We start from the raw sequence: 15,476 nt of genomic DNA, 5'->3' as shown, positions 1-15,476 counted from the left end.
GCAACCGATCGCCTATGCTGAGGGAAACCCCAACCCCCGTCGGCGATCATGGCGACCAGGCCCGGAGGCATCCCCCCCATGAACCTGCATCGTGCGTACCTTTCCCTGTGTGGCTTCTATAGCCTGCTGATCCTGATCGGCCTCATCGCCCTGCTGGTGGGTGGGGGGTCGCTGATCGCCCTCCTGCAGTTGGGCGTGGGGGCCGTGGCGGTGATCGGGCTATGGGGCTATTTCCTGGGAAAAGGCTTCATGAACCCGCGCATGTGGCGCTTCCTGGCAGGGCTGCTGGCCATCGGGATCGTCGTGCAGCTCATCGCCGTATTCACGGTGCCCCTCTCCGGCGCGGCCCTGACCTGGACCCTCACCGCGGGCATCTTTTCGGTGCTGCCAACACTCTTGCTTTACCGTTACGGCAACCGTGACCAGGCGCTCTGGGCCTCGCCGGCGGCACTCGAAGGGGGCGAGGTACTGGGAGAACTGCTCGAAACGCAGCCCGAGCTGACGGTGGAGAAACAGATGGAGGATCGCCGGGCGAGCGTCAGGATACGCAAGGCCGGCGACGCGTACTGCGCCAGTGTCGTGCGCCAGCAGGAAGAAGAAGAGAAAGAGGAGCGCTTCGAGGAGCGCTTCCGCTGCCCGGCGACCCTGGCGAGCTTCATCGAGACGTTCACCTGCATCTCGGTGCGCGACTTCGCCGACAAGTACGCCGGCAAACGGGCCAGCGCGGCCTGATCGCCCGGCGGGGTCGCGGCCGGCGTCAGCGTGGCGGCAGGCCCTCTTGCCTGGCCATCCAGCCCTCGAGGATCAGCACCGCCGCGATGCCGTCGATGCTCTCCTGACGATAGTTGCCGCCATGCCCGGCGTCGCGGGCGATGGCCTTGGCCTCGCGGGTCGAGCCGCGCTCGTCGACCATCTCGCACGGCGTGCCGAAGCGGCCGTAGAGACGCTTGCCGAACTTACGCGCCCGGGTGCTCATCACCGACTCGCTGCCGTCCATGTTAAGCGGCAGCCCCACCACAAACAGGTCCGGGCGCCACTCGTCCACCAGCCGGGCGACCTGCGTCCAGTCGGGGATGCCGTCCCGCGCCGGCAGAGGCGCTAGCTCCCGGGCGCCGCCCAGCAGCTCATTACCCACCGCCACCCCGATGCGCCGGGTGCCGAAGTCAAAGCCCAGGATCAGGCGCTGACCAACCTCGGCCATCAGCTGTGCCCGGCTTCTCGGGTCATCAGGTTGAGGTCCACGCCGAGCAGCCCGGCCGCCGCCCCCAGGCGCTGCTCCGGTGGCACCTCGAAGAGGATGTCGGCACGGCCCTCTACGGTGAGCCAGGCATTGTCCTTGAGCTCGGCCTCGAGCTGGCCGGACTCCCAGCCGGCACAGCCCAGGCAGACCAGGAAGCGCTCGGGACCGCGACCGGCGGCCAACGCCTGGAGGATGTCCATGGAGGTGGTCAGGGCGATGTCCTCGGCGACCTGGATACTGGAATCCCAGTCCTCGCTGCTGCCGCTGTGGAGGATGAAGCCGCGATCCTTGTGGGTCGGCCCGCCGAAGTAGACCGGGGCGCTGTGGTGCGGGCTGTCGCCGGCATCCAGCTCCAGCTGCTCGAACAGCGCCTCGAGGGTCAGCTCCAGTGGGTGATTGACGATCACCCCCATGGTGCCGTTCTCGTCGTGATCGCACAGGTAGCTGAGACTGCCGGCGAAATTGGGATCTTCCAGGTGCGGCATCGCCATCAGGAAGTGGTTTTTCAAGCCGAAATGTTGCACGGGTTGCATGGGACTCCCCGGCGGACTATCGCACGCCGTAGTGATTGCCTTCGCCGAATCGCCAGACACGGGTGATGGACAGGCTGTCCAGATGGCCCATGCCCCGGTCGAAGGGGCGATAGGGCGCGGCGCCATGTACGGTGTCCAGGGCCGCCTGGTCGAGTTCGGCATGTCCCGAGGATTGTACCACCTCTGCCTGGCGAACCTGACCGTTGCGGCCGATCACCACGCGAATGCGCAGCTGCCCCTCCAGCTGCGGCGGCGCGGGATGCACCCGGTTGCCGTAGTCCTCGACCCGACGGGTCCAGTCATCGATGTAGCGGGCCTCGGCCGCCTGCTGAGCCGCCGAGCGGGGGGCCTCCGAGGCCTCACCGGCCTGGCCGGGCGAAAAGCCCTGTTCGCGGATGTTGCGGGTCGCCTGGGCGAGCAGATCACGGCCCGAGGCGGCAGGGGCTGAGGCGGCAGGCTCCGCCGGCGACGGGGGGGCACTCTCCCGAGGCTCGGGGGGCGCCTTGGCTGCCTGTGGCGTCTCGGCGGCAGGCTCGGTCGACTCGTCCGCGACCTCCTTCGGCAGTGCCTCCGACACGGCCGGCGCCGCAGGCGCTTCTGCCGCCGGTGTCGGGGCCGGCGCGTCTGCGGGGGCTAGCTGCTCCTCCTTGGCCTTTTGACCCTCGCCGGCCGCCTGCTGGTCGGCCTCGGCGATGGCCTCGGCCGTGACGGCTGTGCGGCTCGCGTGGGTCACCAGCACCACGTCCAGGCTGGTACGCTCGGCGGGCGGCAGCGCGAAGGGGCGGCTGGCCACCCCGCCGATCACCGCCAGGTGCAACAGCACCGCCAGTGTCCCGGCCAGCCAATGGCGGTAGGCGCGGCTGACCGGCGCATAGCGGATCGGATCGGTGATGAGCGCGGCCATGGCGGCGTTCCGCTCAGCCAATCTGCCGCCCGGCAAGACGGCGGGCGATGGCGTCCATCAGCAGGCCGGCGATGTCGGTGCCGCGCTGATCGTCGATCTCGCGCACGCAGGTGGGACTGGTCACGTTGATCTCGGTGATGTAATCGCCGATCACGTCGAGGCCAACGAACATCAGGCCCTTGTCGCGGATCATCGGCTGCACCTGCTCGATCAGCCAGTGGTCGCGGTCGGTAAGCTCACGGCTGACGCCGGTGCCGCCGGCGGCCAGGTTGCCGCGGGTCTCGCCGGCCATGGGCGTCCGGGCCAGGCCGAAGGGCATCGGCTCGCCCTCCACCAGCAGGATGCGGGTATCGCCGTCCTTGATCTCGGGCAGATAGCGCTGGGCCATGATCTGTCGGGTGCCGTGCTCGGTCAGCACCTCGATGATCGCCCCCAGGTTGCGCCCGTCGGGCAGCACATGGAAGACACCACTGCCGCCCATGCCATCCAGCGGCTTAAGGATGACGTCGCCATGCTCGGCATGGAAGGCGCGCAGTTCCGCCTCCCGACAGGAGACCAGGGTGGGGGTGCAGCACTGGGGGAACTGCTGGGCGAAGAGCTTCTCGTTACACTCGAGCAGCGCCCGGGTGGGATTGACCAACAGCACGCCCTCGCGCTCGGCGAAGCCCAGCAGGTGCACGGCATTGAGGAAGTGACCGTCCACCGGGGGGTCCTTGCGCATCAGGATGACGTCCAACTCGGCCAGCGGCGCGACCCGGGTCTCGCCCAGGGCGAACCAGTCGACCGGGTTGCGGAAGACCTCGAGGGTGCGCAGTCGCGCATGGGCGCGGCCGTCGCGCAGGAAGAGGTCCTCCTGCTCCATGTAGGACAGCGACCAGCCGCGGTCCTGGGCGGCCCACAGCATCGCCAGGCTGGTATCCTTCTTGTAGGTCAGGTCGGCGATGGGGTCCATCACCACCCCGACCCGCAGGGCGCGTTCACTCATCGAAAGGGACATCCACGAAAGCAGGGTTGGAGCCCCTCAGTATGCCGCAGGGGCAGGACAACCCCCAAGCGCCTCGCTCAGTGACCCAGGGCAATCGCCGTTGGACATGACGCGGGGCGCCGGGGACAGGCCGAAGAAGAGGTCTTTTGCCATGGATGGCAAAAGTAGCTCCCAGGGAAGGGTTTACAGCGCCTCCTCGCAGGCCTGTCGACGGATCAGCCCCGGCGGCGACACCTAATTGCAATAGCCCTGCTCAGTGACCGCCCGGCACCAACCGGATGCCGGTCGCTTCCAGGGTGATTCGCTGCTGTCGATAGAGCCGGCCGATGGCCTGCTTGAAGGCGCTCTTGCTCACCCCCAGGCGCGCCTTGATCTCGGCCGCCGACGACTTGTCCCCCAGCGGCAGGTAGCCGCCGCTCTCGCGCAGCGCCTTGAGCACCGCTTCGCCGACCACGTCGAGGCGCGCCGGGCCCGGAGGCAGCAGCGAGAGGTCCAGGCGCCCGTCGTCGCGCACACGCTTCACGTAGCCGGTGAGCCGCTGGCCGCGGCGCAGCGGCCGGGACACGTCGTCACGGTACACGAGTCCCCAGACGCGATGGTCGACCACCGCCTTGACCCCGAGGTCGGTCGGCTCGGCGATGATCAGGTTCACCGCCTCGCCGGCGGCGCGTCCCTTGTCCGTCTCGGCAATGAAGCGCTCGAGTCGCTGGGAGGCCACCGGCCGTCCCTGCTGGTCCGCGTAGATCTTCACCAGTACCCGCTTACCCACACTGGGCCGGAAGCGCTGCTCGCCGTAGGGCAGCAGCAGGTCACGCTCATGGCCCCAGTCGAGAAAGGCGCCGGTATCATTGACCGTCACCACCGGCAGGTAGGCCACCTCGCCGACGTTCGCCCGGGGTTCGCGGGCGCGGCGCAGGGGCTCGCGACGGGATGTACCGGGGGGTACGGAACGGCGGTCGCGGGAATCAGGCATGGGCGGCTTCCGGGGGAGATGTCGGGCCATTATGGGCGTGTCCCGGCGACAGGAAAAGCCGGGGTCACAGGTCGCCGAAGCGATGCTGCAGCAACGTCAGCGCCACCACGGGCGCCGTCTCGGTACGCAGGATGCGCGGGCCCAGCGCGAGCGGCGCGAAGCCGGCGGCCGTGGCGGACTCGACCTCGGCCTCGGCGAGCCCGCCCTCCGGGCCGATCAGCAGCGCCGCGCTGGCGGGTGAGCCGGCCTGCGTGAGCGCGCCCGAGGCGCCGGGGTGCAGCACCAGGCGCAGGGTCTCGCGGCGCATTGCCAGCCAGTCGGCCAGCCGCATCGGGGCATGCACCGGCGGCAGGGTCGCCCGGCCGCACTGCTCGCAGGCGCTGGCCACGACCGCCTTCCAGTGGGCATGCTTCTTGGCTTCGCGCTCGCCCTTGAGACGCACGTCGCCATGCTCGGTGTAGAGCGGGGTGATCGCCGCCACGCCGAGCTCGACCGCCTTCTGGATGGCGTAGTCCATGCGATCCCCCTTGGCGATCGCCTGGCCCAGGTGCACCGCCAGCGGCGACTCGCCGCCACCGGCCGTGACCGATTCAACCCGCGCCACCACGCGCTTGCGGCCGGCCTCCACCAGCACGGCGCAGGCCTCGAGGCCTGCGCCATCGAACAGGGTGAGCGGCGCACCCTCGCCCAGACGCAGCACCCGCGCCACATGGCGGGCAGCGCCCTCCGGCAGGACGACATCGCCGCCGGCGGTGAGCACGGCGGCGACATGGATACGCGGCGTGGTGGACATGGCGTTACTGAGTCGCCTGCTCGCCTTGCTGCTGATTGGCCTCGCGCTGCTTCTTCTGGGCGTAGATCGCCTCGAAGTTCACCGGCGCCAGCATCAATGGCGGGAAGCCGCCCCGGTTGACCAGGTTGTCGATGCACTCGCGGGCATAAGGGAACAGCACGTTGGGGCAGAAGGCACCCAGGGTGTGGTCGAGTTGTGCCCCTTCGATGCCGCCGATGCGAAACAGGCCGGCTTGCTCGACCTCGGCCAGGAAGGAGGTGGTGCCTTCCTCGCTGTGGGTCACCTGGGCCGTCACCTTGACCACCACCTCGAAGAGGCCGTCATCGACCTTCCGATGGGTGGTGTTGAGGTCCAGGCCGACCTTGGGCTTGAACGGCTGCTGGAACACCGTGGGCGAGTTCGGCGCCTCGAAGGAGATATCCTTGACATAGATCCGTTGCAGCGCGAACTGCACCTGCGGCTTGTCCTGCTGACCGGCCGCCTGACCGTTGGTGCCGGCGCTCGGGGTGTTGTCTTCCGCCATGGGAAAGGTCCTTTCAATCAATGGGTGCGTGAAGGCGACGACAGATCACTTCCTGACCACCGGCAGTCCGTCGGCCTGCCACTGGGTCATGCCGCCCTTGAGCTTGAGGGCCCGCTCGAAGCCGGCCTTGGTCAGCTTTGCCTGGGCCGCCCCGGAGCTTTGACCGTGCTTGCAGACCACGATCACCGGCTTGTCCTTGAACTTGTTGAGCTCCGTCAGGCGCTCGTCGAGGCGACTCTGGGGAAGGTTGCGCGCGCCGGCGATATGCCCCGCCTTAAAGTCACCCGCCTCGCGGAGGTCGACCACCACGGCATCCTCGCGATTGATCAGTCGGGTAGCCTCGCTGGGGCTCACGCCGCTGGCGCTGCTGGCCCGTACCTCGTAGGCGATCCAGGCGGCCAGTACCAGCAGGAAGGCCGCCACCAGCAGCGGGTGATTCTGAACGAATTCGAACAGCTGATCGATCATGGGGTCGGATAACTCTTTTTTTCGGATGCACGGGTGGCTAAGCGCGGTGAACGGGCCGGCTATCGAGACGGCGCCCAGTATACATGAAGCCTCGCCGCGCCGGGCCGGCCAAATGACGTTCGGCGCCACCGTGCGATATGATGCCGCAAGCAGAGACAAGTCGCGACCCCAGGGGCGCCCCCCTGTAACGACACCCCACAAGAGGCTTCTCCATGACCGACACCCCGTCCCCTGTTCCTCGTCCGGTGGCCCTGATCATTCTCGACGGCTACGGCCATAATCCCGATACCGCCGACAATGCCGTGCTCGCCGCCCGCACCCCGGTGATGGATCGGCTCTGGCAGGAACGGCCGCATACCCTGATCCACACCGACGGCCGCTACGTGGGCCTGCCGGACGGCCAGATGGGGAACTCCGAGGTCGGTCACATGAACCTCGGCGCCGGACGCATCGTCTACCAGGACTTCACCCGCATCACCAAGGCGGTCAACGACGGCGACCTGGATACCAATGCGGTGCTCACCGACCCCATCGACGCGGCCGTTGCCGACGGGAAGGCGGTGCACCTGCTGGGTCTGCTGTCCCCGGGTGGCGTGCACAGCCACGAGGATCACCTCCTCGCCATGGCCGAGCTGGCCGCCCGCCGCGGCGCCAAGCGCCTCTACGTCCACGCCTTCCTCGACGGCCGCGACACCGCGCCCAAGAGCGCCATGGCCTCCATCGAGCGCACCAACGCCCGCCTGGCCGATCTGGTGGGCGCCGAGAACGGCTACGTGGCTTCGCTCATCGGCCGTTACTATGCCATGGACCGAGACAACCGCTGGGAACGCGTCGAGCAGGCCTACCGGCTGATTACCGAGGGAGCAGCCGAGCACAGCGCCCAGAGCGCCGAGGCGGGCCTGGAGGCGGCCTATGACCGGGGCGAAACCGACGAGTTCGTCGCCGCCACGGCCATCCAGATCGGCCAGGCCCCGGTCGCCCTCGAGGACGGCGACGCGGCGATCTTCATGAACTTCCGCGCCGACCGCGCCCGGGAGCTGACCCGCGCCTTCGTCGAGGATGACTTCGCCGGCTTCGAGCGCCGGGCTCGTCCCCGGTTGGCGGGGGGAAGCCTGGTGACCCTGACCCAGTACGCCGCCGACATTCCCGCCCCGGCGGCCTTCCCGCCGGCGACGCTCACCAATACCCTCGGCGAGGTGATGGAGAAGCGTGGCCTGACCCAGCTGCGCATCGCCGAGACCGAGAAGTACGCCCACGTCACCTTCTTCTTCTCCGGCGGCCGCGAGACCGAGTACCGGGGCGAGACCCGCGTGCTGGTGCCCTCCCCCCAGGACGTCAGGACCTACGACGAGAAGCCCGAGATGAGTGCCGTCGAGGTCACCGACCGCCTGGTGGAGGCGATCGACGGCGGCAGCTTCGACCTGATCGTCTGCAACTACGCCAACGGCGACATGGTGGGCCACACCGGCGACTTCGCTGCCGCTGTCAAGGCCATCGAGGCGGTGGATACCTGCGTGGGCCGCGTGGTGGAGGCCATCGAGCGGGCTGGGGGCGCCTGCCTGGTCACCGCCGACCACGGCAACGCCGAGCAGATGGTGCACCCCGAGACCGGCAACCCCCAGACCGCCCACACCACCTTCGAGGTGCCGCTGATCTATGTGGGGCAGCCCCCGGCGCGGCTGGTCGATGATGGCAGCCTGTGCGACATCGCCCCGACCCTGCTGACGCTGATGGGCCAGGAGATTCCCGGAGAGATGACCGGCAAGGTGCTGATCGACTTCGACTGACGCCGAGCGGCAAGGAGGCCAGGGCATGGCAGCACAAGGTATCGCGAGGCTTAGCGTGCTGCTGATGGCGCTGTGCCTGGCGTCGCCGCTCGCCGCCCAGCCCGACGAGCAAGCCGCCCGGGCGCGGCTCGACGCGATCGGCGAACAGATCCAGGCCGCCACGCGGGAGCTCTCTGCTACCCGCGATGCCCGCGATGAGGCCGGCGAGGCCCTGCGCAAGATCGAGACGGCCCTGGCCGAAACCCACCGGCGCCTGGATGCCCTGCAGGCCGAACGCCGCACCCTGGACACGGAGGTCGCCCGGCTCGAGACGCAGCGCGACACCCTGGAGGCCGAGCGCGCCGAGCAGCGCGACGCCCTGGGTCGTCAGCTCGACGCCCTCTACCGCCTCGGCCTCACCCCTCAGCTCAAGCTGCTGCTCAACCAGGATGACCCGGCCCGCCTGGACCGCCTGCAGACCTATCTCAATCGCCTGGCCCGGGCACGCCATGCCCGACTCGATGACCTCGCCCGACTCGAGGCGGCCCTGGCCGACAACCGCCGTACCCTGAGCACCCGCCGCGACCGCCTGACGGCGCTGGCGGTGGAGCTCGAGCGGCGTAGCGGCGAGCTGGCGGCCCAGCAGGACGCGCGCGAGGCCCTGCTCGCCAGGCTCGATGAGCGCTTTGTCAGCGAACAGTCCCGCCTGACGGCGCTGGCCCAGGACCGGGCCCACGCCGAGCGGGTGCTGCGTCAGGTCCAGGAGCGCCTGGCTCGCCTGCAGCGTCCCCCGCCCTCGACGGCGATCGCCGGCACGCGGGGCGATCTGCCCTGGCCGGTGCAGGGGTCGGTGACGTCACGCTTCGGGCAGGGCGCGGGCGTGCACCTCAACGGCCTGCTGATCCGCGCCCACGAGGGCACCCCGGTCAAGGCCGTGCATGCCGGCCGGGTGGTCTTCGCCGACTGGATGCGTGGTTTCGGCAACCTGCTGATCATCGACCATGGCGACCGGGTGATGACCCTGCACGCCCACCTGCAGCACTTCACCGCCACGCTGGGCCAGGCCGTCTCCCGGGGCGAGGTGCTGGGCGCGGTCGGCACCACCGGCGGTCAGGCCTCGCCGGGACTCTACTTCGAAGTGCGCCGGGATGGCGAACCCATCGACCCCGGCGGCTGGATCGCCCGCCGCTAGCCGTCCCCGCTATTCCCTCACCGGCCGGGACCGGGCTATGCTGGGCCGTCATCACCGGAATTGCGAGAGTCTGCATGCCCTTACGCCCCGCCGGTCATCCCCGCGCGTTGCGCCATCTGCTGTCGGTGCTGTTGCCCGCTACCCTGTTGACGCTGCCCCTGCCGGCCCTCGCCGCCCCCCCGGGTGACGAGCCACTGCCGGTGGCCGAGATCCAGGCCTTCGCCGAGGTGTTCGAGCGTATCAAGCGGGCCTATGTGGAGGAGATCGACGACGCCACCCTGCTGCGTAATGCCATGCGCGGCATGCTCAGCGAGCTGGACCCGCACTCCACCTACCTGGACCAGGCGGCCTACCAGAGCCTGCAGGAATCCACCCAGGGCGAGTTCGGCGGCGTGGGCATCGAGGTGGGCAAGCGCGACGGCCAGCTCACCGTGATCACCCCCATCGACGATACCCCTGCCTCGCGGGCCGGCCTGCAGGCCCAGGACGTGATCCTGCGCATCGACGATACCCCGACCGAGGGCCTCTCGCTGCAGGAGGCCGTGGACCTGATGCGTGGCGCGCCCGGCACGGCGATCCGCCTGACCATCCTGCGTCAGGGCGAGGAGGCCCCGCGCACCCTCGAGCTGACCCGCAAGATCATCCGCACCGAGAGCGTGAAGCAGGAACTGCTCGAGCCCGGCTATGGCTACCTGCGCATCAGCCAGTTCCAGGCCCGCACCGGCGAGCAGGTGGTCGATGCCCTCGCGGCCCTGACCCGGGACGGCCCCCTCGAGGGGCTGGTGCTGGACCTGCGCAACAACCCCGGCGGCGTGCTGCAGGCCGCGGTCGACGTCGCCGATGCCTTCCTCGACAGCGGCCTGATCGTGTACACCGAAGGTCGGCTCCCGGACACGCAGATGAGCTTCTCGGCCAGTTCAGAGACCACCGCCCCGGACGTGCCCCTGGTGGTGCTGATCAATGGCGGCAGCGCCTCGGCCGCCGAGATCGTCGCCGGCGCCCTGCAGGATCAGCGCCGCGGCGTGGTGATGGGCACCGAGAGCTTCGGCAAGGGGTCGGTACAGCAGATCATGCCGCTAGGCAACGACGAGGGCCTCAAGCTGACCACCGCGCTCTACTTCACGCCCGGCGGCCGCTCGATCCAGGCCCAAGGCATCGCCCCCGACGTGGAGGTGGTCCGGGGGCGGCTGGAGGTAGCCGAGGGCAATGGCCTGCAGGTCCGGGAGGCCGATCTGGAAGGCCACCTGGATGCCGGAGAAGATCGCCGCCGGCGCGGCGAGATGAGCGAGCGACTACGGGAGGACTATCAGCTCGGCGAAGCGCTCAATCTGCTCAAGGCACTGAACGTGCTCGAGGCCCGCCGCGACGGCTGAGCCGTCGCGGCGGCCTGTCTCAACGACAGGCCATCGGCAGCGTACCGCGGTGGCCGGTCGCCTGCTGCATCAGCAGTCGCTTGAGCGGTGTCAACCGGTCGACCCCAGAGAGCCCCAGGTTGCGGGCCAGGGTCAGGGCGGGGTGCGAGGCGCCGAACAGCAGCCGGAAGGCGTCCATCAGCGCCAGCATGGCGGCGTTGTCGCCGCGCCGCCGGCGTGCGTAGCGCGACAGCAGCCGCAGCTCCCCCAGCGGCACCCCGCGCCGCCGGGCCGCAACCAGCTCCTCGGCCAGCACGGCCGCGTCCATCAGCCCCAGGTTGACGCCCTGTCCCGCCAGCGGGTGGATGCTGTGGGCGGCGTCCCCCACCAGGGCCAGGCCGGACTGCACATAGTGGCGGGCATGGCGCTGGACAAGCGGCACGGCCAGGGCCGTGTCGATCACCTCGACCTCGCCGAGCCGCTGCCCGACGGCCGTCGCCAGCGCCTCCCCCAGCGCCTCGGCACTCGCGGCCGTCAGCCGCTCGGCCTCCTCGGGCGAGGTGGACCAGACGATGGAGCAGTAGCGGTCCTCGCCGTCCACGGTCAGCGGCAGGAAGGCCAGGGGCCCGGTGGGCAGGAAGACCTGACGCGCCACGCCGCCGTGGCGATGCTCCGTGCGCACCGTGGTGACCACGGCCACCTGGCCGGTATCCCGGGCGGCGACCTCGATGCCGGCCAGCTGCCGCAGGGCCGAGCGGGCCCCGTCCGCGGCCACCACCAGCGGCGCAACCAAGCGGCGGCCATCGGCCAGCGCCACCTCATGCCCCCCGGCTAGCGTCTCGAGACCCTCGACGCGCGCACCGAGCCACGGCGTCACGGCCGGCAGCCCGGCCAGCCGCCTTTCGAGGGCCGCCAGGACGACGTCGTTCTCGACGATATGGCCCAGCACCGGCAGCCCGGCCTGGTCGGCGGAGAAGCCCACCTCGCCGGTGCCCTCGCCATCCCAGACCCGCATGAAGCGGTAGGGGGTGACCCGGCGAGCCTGCATCCACTCCCAGGCACCGAGCCCCTCGAGCAGCCGCTGCGAGACCGGCGTCAGGGCACTGACCCGCCTCGCGGGTCGGCCCCGCCCCACGGCGTCGGCCGAAAGCGGCGTCTCGCGGGCATCCACCAGGGCCACCTCCAGCCCTTCCCGGCCCAGCAGGCAGGCCAGCACAGCACCCACCATGCCGCCCCCCACGATAATCACCTCATAGCGGCTCGCCGGCCGCTCCTGCCCTGCTGCCATGTCGCTCTCGCCTCTTCAGTTTCCCAGTCGTCCCTGTTCTCGTCTCGCGGCGCTTCAGCACTTATCGCTCCAGTCCCATGGCCCGTCTCGCCAGGCTGCGTCGCAGCGGCCCGACCAGGTTGAGGCCGACCAGCCCCGCGGCCCGGGCATGGGAGAGCAGCGGATGGTCGATGCCGAACAGGCGCACCAGGCCGTCGCTGAAGCGGGTGACATTGTGCCGATCCGCCTCACGACGTCGCTCGAAGTCATGCAGCGTCGCCGTGCTGCCCGGCGCGTCTCGCCGATCGCTGCCCGCCTCGATGGCGGCCACCAGATCCATCACCCCGCGCAGCGCCAGGTTGAACCCCTGGCCGGCGACCGGGTGCAGTGAATGGGCCGCATTGCCCAGCACCGCCAGGCCCGGGCGCACCCGCTCCCGGGCCGTGACCAGTGACAGCGGGTAGGCATGCCGCGTCCCGACCCGCCGGAAGTGACCGGCCCGATCACCGAAGGCCGCCTGCAGTTCGGCGAGGAAGGCGCCGTCACTCAGGGCCAGGCGGCGGCGCTCCTCGCCGGCCTGGTGAGTCCAGACCAGCTCCATGGCCTGCCCTTTCAGGGGCAGCAGGGCGATGGGGCCCGCCGTGGTAAACCGCTCGTAGGCGACCCCGTTGTGGGGGCGGCCGAGTGCCAGCGTGGCGACCAGCGCCATCTGTGCATAGGGCCGCTCGTGGCTTTCGATGCCCAGTCGCTCCTTGAGCCCCGAGCGTCCGCCGTCGGCGAGCACCGTCAACCCGGCCTCGAGCAAGCTGTCATCCGAGAGCGCCAGGCGGTGGCCGTCCGCCTGCGGCAGGATCGCCTCGACCCGGGCCGGGCAGTGCCAGGCGAGGGGCAGTTCGGCCAGGCGGCGATGCAGCACGCGCCCCATCCAGGCATTGGGGATCACGTGCCCCAGGGCGTCCACGCCCAGTTCCTCGGCCCGCAACCGCGTCACGCCCAGGCGACGCTGCTCGCTGACGTGGATGCAGCGGATCGTCCCGGCCTGCTCGCGCAGGGCCGGCCACACCCCCATCTCGGCGAAGTGCCGTGCGGAGCCTTCGGCGATGGCGCTGGCCCGGACATCGAAGCTGGGCTGCCAGGGGACCTCGAGTCGCTCACGCAGCGGGGCGGCCTCGATCACCGCCACCGAGAGCCCCGAGCGGCGGATCAGGGGGGCCAGGGCACAACCCAGGCTGGCCCCGACCAGGCCGCCACCGATGATCGCGATATCCACCCGCCGGACCGCCGCGTCGCCACACTCGGGCTCCATTTCATTCGTAACGTACATTACATAATGACCTGTCGCATGGATTTCGGATCGCTCATTTCTTGATCATCAGGGCCTCGATATCGGCCACTCGTTTGGGCACCGTGGCGGTAAACACCTCATGCCCCTCGGCGGTCACCGCCACATCGTCCTCGATGCGGATGCCGATGCCCCGGAAGGCCTCGGGAATGTCAGGGTCATCCGGCAGGTAGAGGCCCGGCTCCACGGTGAGCACCATGCCCGGGACGAGGGAGCGCGGCTCGCCCTGGCGGCGGTAGCCGCCGACGTCATGGACGTCGAGGCCCAGCCAGTGAGAGGTAGAGTGCAGGTAGAAGCGCTTGTAGCTGCCGTCATCGATGCGGGCCTGGACTTCCCCCTCGAGCAGGCCCAGGCGGATCAGCCCGGCCGTCAGGTCATGCACCACGCCGTCATGCACCTCGGCCAGGGTCGCGCCGGGACGGACGGCCTCGATGGCTCGCTCCTGCGCCGCCAGCACCACCTCGTAGAGCGCGCGCTGGGCCTCATCGAAGCGCCCATCGACCGGGAAGGTCCGCGTGATGTCGCCGGCATAGAGGTCGAACTCGGCCCCGGCGTCGATCAGCACCAGCTCCCCCTCGCGCAGCGGGGCGCGGTTCTCAACATAGTGCAGCACACAGGCATTGGCGCCGCCACCGACGATGCTGGCGTAGGCCGGGGCACTGCTGCCCTGCCAGTGGAACTCGTGCTCGAGTTCCGCCTGCAACTGATACTCGGTGAGCCCGGGGCGCGCCGTGCGCATGGCCCGCCGGTGGGCCCGGGCGGAGATCTCACCGGCGTGGCGCAGCAGCGCCAGCTCCGCCGCACTCTTGACCAGACGCTGCTCATGGAGGTGAGCGCTCACGTCGGCCAGGGCCGAGGGGGCCACGGCGCCGCGACGTGCCCGCCGGGCCAGCTCGCCGCGCAGCGACTCGGCCAGGGCCAGGGCCTCGCCATCGTCCAGCGGCAGGTAGAGGGTATGGCGGCCATCGAGCAGCGCGACGAGGCGCTCGTCGCGCTCGGCATTCTCGTACGCCTGGTCGACGCCATGCTCGCGTACGGCGCCCTCGGCACCCTGGCGGATACCGGTCCAGGCCTCTAAGGCCGGATCGCGATCCAGGCAGAACAGCACGCACTCGCCGGCCTCGCGGCCGGGCAGCAGCACCAGCAGGGCCTCGGGCTCGGGGAAGCCGGTCAGGTAGTGGAAGTCACTGTTCTGGCGGAAGGGATACTCGCTGTCCCGGGAACGGGTGACCAGAGACGCGCCGGGCAGCAGCACCGCGCTGTCGGCGGGTAGCCGCGACATCAGCGCCTGGCGACGGGCATGGTACTCGTCGTTGGTGATCGGGGCAGGACGGGGGAGAGTGTCAGGCAGCATCGGGGCTCCTTGTCGGCAGGGGGTGAGGCGAGAACGGCTCGGCTCAGTGGTGCGTCGGCGGCGTATCGACCTGCTCCACCTGGGGCTGGCCGGGATGCTGCTCGGTGTAGAGCAGCATGGCCGCCATCCGCGCGTGCTCGGTCAGGGCGAAGAGATCATTCTCGTTCTCGGCGCTGTCGTCGATATCGGTGTCGATGACGGCGAGGCCCTCGAGATCCTCGAGGGCCTCGCGCAGCGCGGCCGACCAGTCACGCCGAGGTGCATCACCGGCATCCTGCACCACCTCGAGAAAGCCCAGGGTCCACTCCTTGAGTCCCTGGGCTCGCTCAGCCAGCGAGAAGAGCTCATCGGGCAGCAGCGGCTCGAAGTTGAGCTCGCTGCCGGAGAGCGCCTCCAGGGTCTGGCGGCGCCAACCCAGCAGGCGCTCGGCACTGAGTGCATCACGGGGCTGCTCGACCCCGAGGCTCAGGCAGACCTCCTCGAGCCAGGCCTCGGCGGAGAGGTCGTGCAGGGCGAGGGCGGCACACAGGCGACCGTCGAGGAAGGCCGGTGACTGCATGCTGCCATGCAGCAGAAAGGTGTCGGCGATGGTGGCGAAGTCCTGGCGTTCGTTGATCAGTGACATGGAGATATCCGTGATGGGCCGCCGGGAAGGTGCGCGTCTCGCGCGTTGACCGTCCGCAAACGGCTCTCTTATAGTGGCTGGCATTCACCGGGCCGATGGTACCGCATCGCGCCCCCTCGGCGCGCACCTCGGTGCCTGCCTCCACTGGTTCTCGCCGGA

16 protein-coding genes are annotated in these 15,476 nt (G+C 69.9%); 4 read left to right on the top strand and 12 right to left on the bottom strand.

Features of this window, described 5'->3' with window-relative positions; translation table 11 throughout:
• The first annotated feature begins 78 nt into the window (after window positions 1-78).
• Window positions 79-732, top strand: a complete 654-nt coding sequence (locus FHR94_RS06750; RefSeq protein WP_183324862.1) for a hypothetical protein — start codon at window positions 79-81, stop codon at window positions 730-732.
• A gap of 25 nt (window positions 733-757) precedes the next feature.
• Here the strand turns inward: FHR94_RS06750 and ruvX are convergent, their stop codons facing one another.
• From ruvX to FHR94_RS06710, 8 genes are all read right to left on the bottom strand, one after another.
• A complete protein-coding gene (gene ruvX, locus FHR94_RS06745; RefSeq protein ID WP_183324861.1) occupies window positions 758-1,201 on the bottom strand; it encodes a Holliday junction resolvase RuvX in 444 nt (147 codons plus the stop codon).
• Complete coding sequence (locus FHR94_RS06740; protein ID WP_183324860.1) at window positions 1,201-1,773, bottom strand: YqgE/AlgH family protein; 573 nt, start codon at window positions 1,771-1,773, stop codon at window positions 1,201-1,203. Before FHR94_RS06740 ends, ruvX begins: the two co-directional genes overlap by 1 nt.
• 16 nt (window positions 1,774-1,789) lie before the next feature.
• Window positions 1,790-2,677, bottom strand: a complete 888-nt coding sequence (locus FHR94_RS06735; protein WP_183324859.1) for an energy transducer TonB — start codon at window positions 2,675-2,677, stop codon at window positions 1,790-1,792.
• Window positions 2,678-2,690: 13 nt separating this feature from the next.
• Window positions 2,691-3,662, bottom strand: coding sequence for a glutathione synthase (gshB, locus tag FHR94_RS06730; protein ID WP_183324858.1), 972 nt, complete (start codon window positions 3,660-3,662; stop codon window positions 2,691-2,693).
• Between the two features lie 253 nt (window positions 3,663-3,915).
• On the bottom strand, window positions 3,916-4,635 hold the full coding sequence (locus tag FHR94_RS06725) for a CvfB family protein (RefSeq protein WP_183324857.1): 720 nt from the start codon (window positions 4,633-4,635) through the stop codon (window positions 3,916-3,918).
• 64 nt (window positions 4,636-4,699) lie between these two features.
• The gene (locus FHR94_RS06720) at window positions 4,700-5,428 is read right to left on the bottom strand and encodes a 16S rRNA (uracil(1498)-N(3))-methyltransferase (protein ID WP_183324856.1); all 729 of its coding nucleotides are present in this window, start codon (window positions 5,426-5,428) and stop codon (window positions 4,700-4,702) included.
• A 4-nt stretch (window positions 5,429-5,432) separates the two neighbouring features.
• Window positions 5,433-5,951 (bottom strand): protein-export chaperone SecB, encoded by a 519-nt coding sequence (secB, locus tag FHR94_RS06715; protein WP_183324855.1) that lies wholly within the window; start codon window positions 5,949-5,951, stop codon window positions 5,433-5,435.
• 45 nt (window positions 5,952-5,996) lie between these two features.
• Window positions 5,997-6,419: a rhodanese-like domain-containing protein gene (locus tag FHR94_RS06710; protein WP_183324854.1), complete on the bottom strand. Its 423-nt coding sequence runs from the start codon at window positions 6,417-6,419 to the stop codon at window positions 5,997-5,999.
• Window positions 6,420-6,631: 212 nt separating this feature from the next.
• Here FHR94_RS06710 and gpmI point away from each other — a divergent pair, with 212 nt between their 5' ends.
• From gpmI to FHR94_RS06695, 3 genes are all read left to right on the top strand, one after another.
• Window positions 6,632-8,206 carry a 2,3-bisphosphoglycerate-independent phosphoglycerate mutase gene (gene gpmI / locus FHR94_RS06705; protein ID WP_183324853.1) on the top strand — a complete coding sequence of 525 codons (1,575 nt, stop codon included), beginning with the start codon at window positions 6,632-6,634 and terminating at the stop codon, window positions 8,204-8,206.
• A 25-nt stretch (window positions 8,207-8,231) separates the two neighbouring features.
• Complete coding sequence (locus FHR94_RS06700) at window positions 8,232-9,377, top strand: murein hydrolase activator EnvC family protein (protein ID WP_246389852.1); 1,146 nt, start codon at window positions 8,232-8,234, stop codon at window positions 9,375-9,377.
• 74 nt (window positions 9,378-9,451) lie between these two features.
• Entirely contained in the window at window positions 9,452-10,750 is a 1,299-nt protein-coding gene (locus FHR94_RS06695) for a S41 family peptidase (protein WP_183324852.1), read from the top strand.
• Window positions 10,751-10,769: 19 nt separating this feature from the next.
• On the opposite strand, the gene FHR94_RS06690 is transcribed toward FHR94_RS06695, so the two are convergent.
• The 4 genes from FHR94_RS06690 to FHR94_RS06675 form a co-directional block, all read right to left on the bottom strand.
• A complete protein-coding gene (locus tag FHR94_RS06690; protein WP_183324851.1) occupies window positions 10,770-12,017 on the bottom strand; it encodes a UbiH/UbiF/VisC/COQ6 family ubiquinone biosynthesis hydroxylase in 1,248 nt (415 codons plus the stop codon).
• Window positions 12,018-12,078: 61 nt separating this feature from the next.
• Window positions 12,079-13,320: a 2-octaprenyl-6-methoxyphenyl hydroxylase gene (gene ubiH / locus FHR94_RS06685; RefSeq protein WP_183324850.1), complete on the bottom strand. Its 1,242-nt coding sequence runs from the start codon at window positions 13,318-13,320 to the stop codon at window positions 12,079-12,081.
• Window positions 13,321-13,354: 34 nt separating this feature from the next.
• Window positions 13,355-14,692, bottom strand: a complete 1,338-nt coding sequence (gene pepP, locus FHR94_RS06680) for a Xaa-Pro aminopeptidase (protein ID WP_183324849.1) — start codon at window positions 14,690-14,692, stop codon at window positions 13,355-13,357.
• A gap of 43 nt (window positions 14,693-14,735) precedes the next feature.
• On the bottom strand, window positions 14,736-15,317 hold the full coding sequence (locus tag FHR94_RS06675; RefSeq protein ID WP_183324848.1) for a UPF0149 family protein: 582 nt from the start codon (window positions 15,315-15,317) through the stop codon (window positions 14,736-14,738).
• Window positions 15,318-15,476: the final 159 nt, after the last annotated feature.

This window comes from Halomonas cerina (assembly GCF_014192215.1).
In the GTDB taxonomy this organism is placed as follows: Bacteria; Pseudomonadota; Gammaproteobacteria; order Pseudomonadales; family Halomonadaceae; genus Halomonas; species Halomonas cerina.
Note: the sequence above shows the minus strand (reverse complement) of the source record. Positions and strands in the feature narration are given on the sequence as shown.

Bases quoted from the DNA above. Each gene is read 5' to 3' on its own strand.
- FHR94_RS06720 (WP_183324856.1), bottom strand. From the start codon at position 5,428: ATGTCCACCACGCCGCGTATCCATGTCGCCGCCGTGCTCACCGCCGGC.
- FHR94_RS06695 (WP_183324852.1), top strand. From the start codon at position 9,452: ATGCCCTTACGCCCCGCCGGTCATCCCCGCGCGTTGCGCCATCTGCTG.
- FHR94_RS06675 (WP_183324848.1), bottom strand. From the start codon at position 15,317: ATGTCACTGATCAACGAACGCCAGGACTTCGCCACCATCGCCGACACC.
- ubiH (WP_183324850.1), bottom strand. From the start codon at position 13,320: ATGTACGTTACGAATGAAATGGAGCCCGAGTGTGGCGACGCGGCGGTC.
- gshB (WP_183324858.1), bottom strand. From the start codon at position 3,662: ATGAGTGAACGCGCCCTGCGGGTCGGGGTGGTGATGGACCCCATCGCC.
- FHR94_RS06735 (WP_183324859.1), bottom strand. From the start codon at position 2,677: ATGGCCGCGCTCATCACCGATCCGATCCGCTATGCGCCGGTCAGCCGC.
- gpmI (WP_183324853.1), top strand. From the start codon at position 6,632: ATGACCGACACCCCGTCCCCTGTTCCTCGTCCGGTGGCCCTGATCATT.
- FHR94_RS06725 (WP_183324857.1), bottom strand. From the start codon at position 4,635: ATGCCTGATTCCCGCGACCGCCGTTCCGTACCCCCCGGTACATCCCGT.
- FHR94_RS06700 (WP_246389852.1), top strand. From the start codon at position 8,232: ATGGCAGCACAAGGTATCGCGAGGCTTAGCGTGCTGCTGATGGCGCTG.
- pepP (WP_183324849.1), bottom strand. From the start codon at position 14,692: ATGCTGCCTGACACTCTCCCCCGTCCTGCCCCGATCACCAACGACGAG.
- FHR94_RS06740 (WP_183324860.1), bottom strand. From the start codon at position 1,773: ATGCAACCCGTGCAACATTTCGGCTTGAAAAACCACTTCCTGATGGCG.
- secB (WP_183324855.1), bottom strand. From the start codon at position 5,951: ATGGCGGAAGACAACACCCCGAGCGCCGGCACCAACGGTCAGGCGGCC.
- FHR94_RS06690 (WP_183324851.1), bottom strand. From the start codon at position 12,017: ATGGCAGCAGGGCAGGAGCGGCCGGCGAGCCGCTATGAGGTGATTATC.
- FHR94_RS06750 (WP_183324862.1), top strand. From the start codon at position 79: ATGAACCTGCATCGTGCGTACCTTTCCCTGTGTGGCTTCTATAGCCTG.
- FHR94_RS06710 (WP_183324854.1), bottom strand. From the start codon at position 6,419: ATGATCGATCAGCTGTTCGAATTCGTTCAGAATCACCCGCTGCTGGTG.
- ruvX (WP_183324861.1), bottom strand. From the start codon at position 1,201: ATGGCCGAGGTTGGTCAGCGCCTGATCCTGGGCTTTGACTTCGGCACC.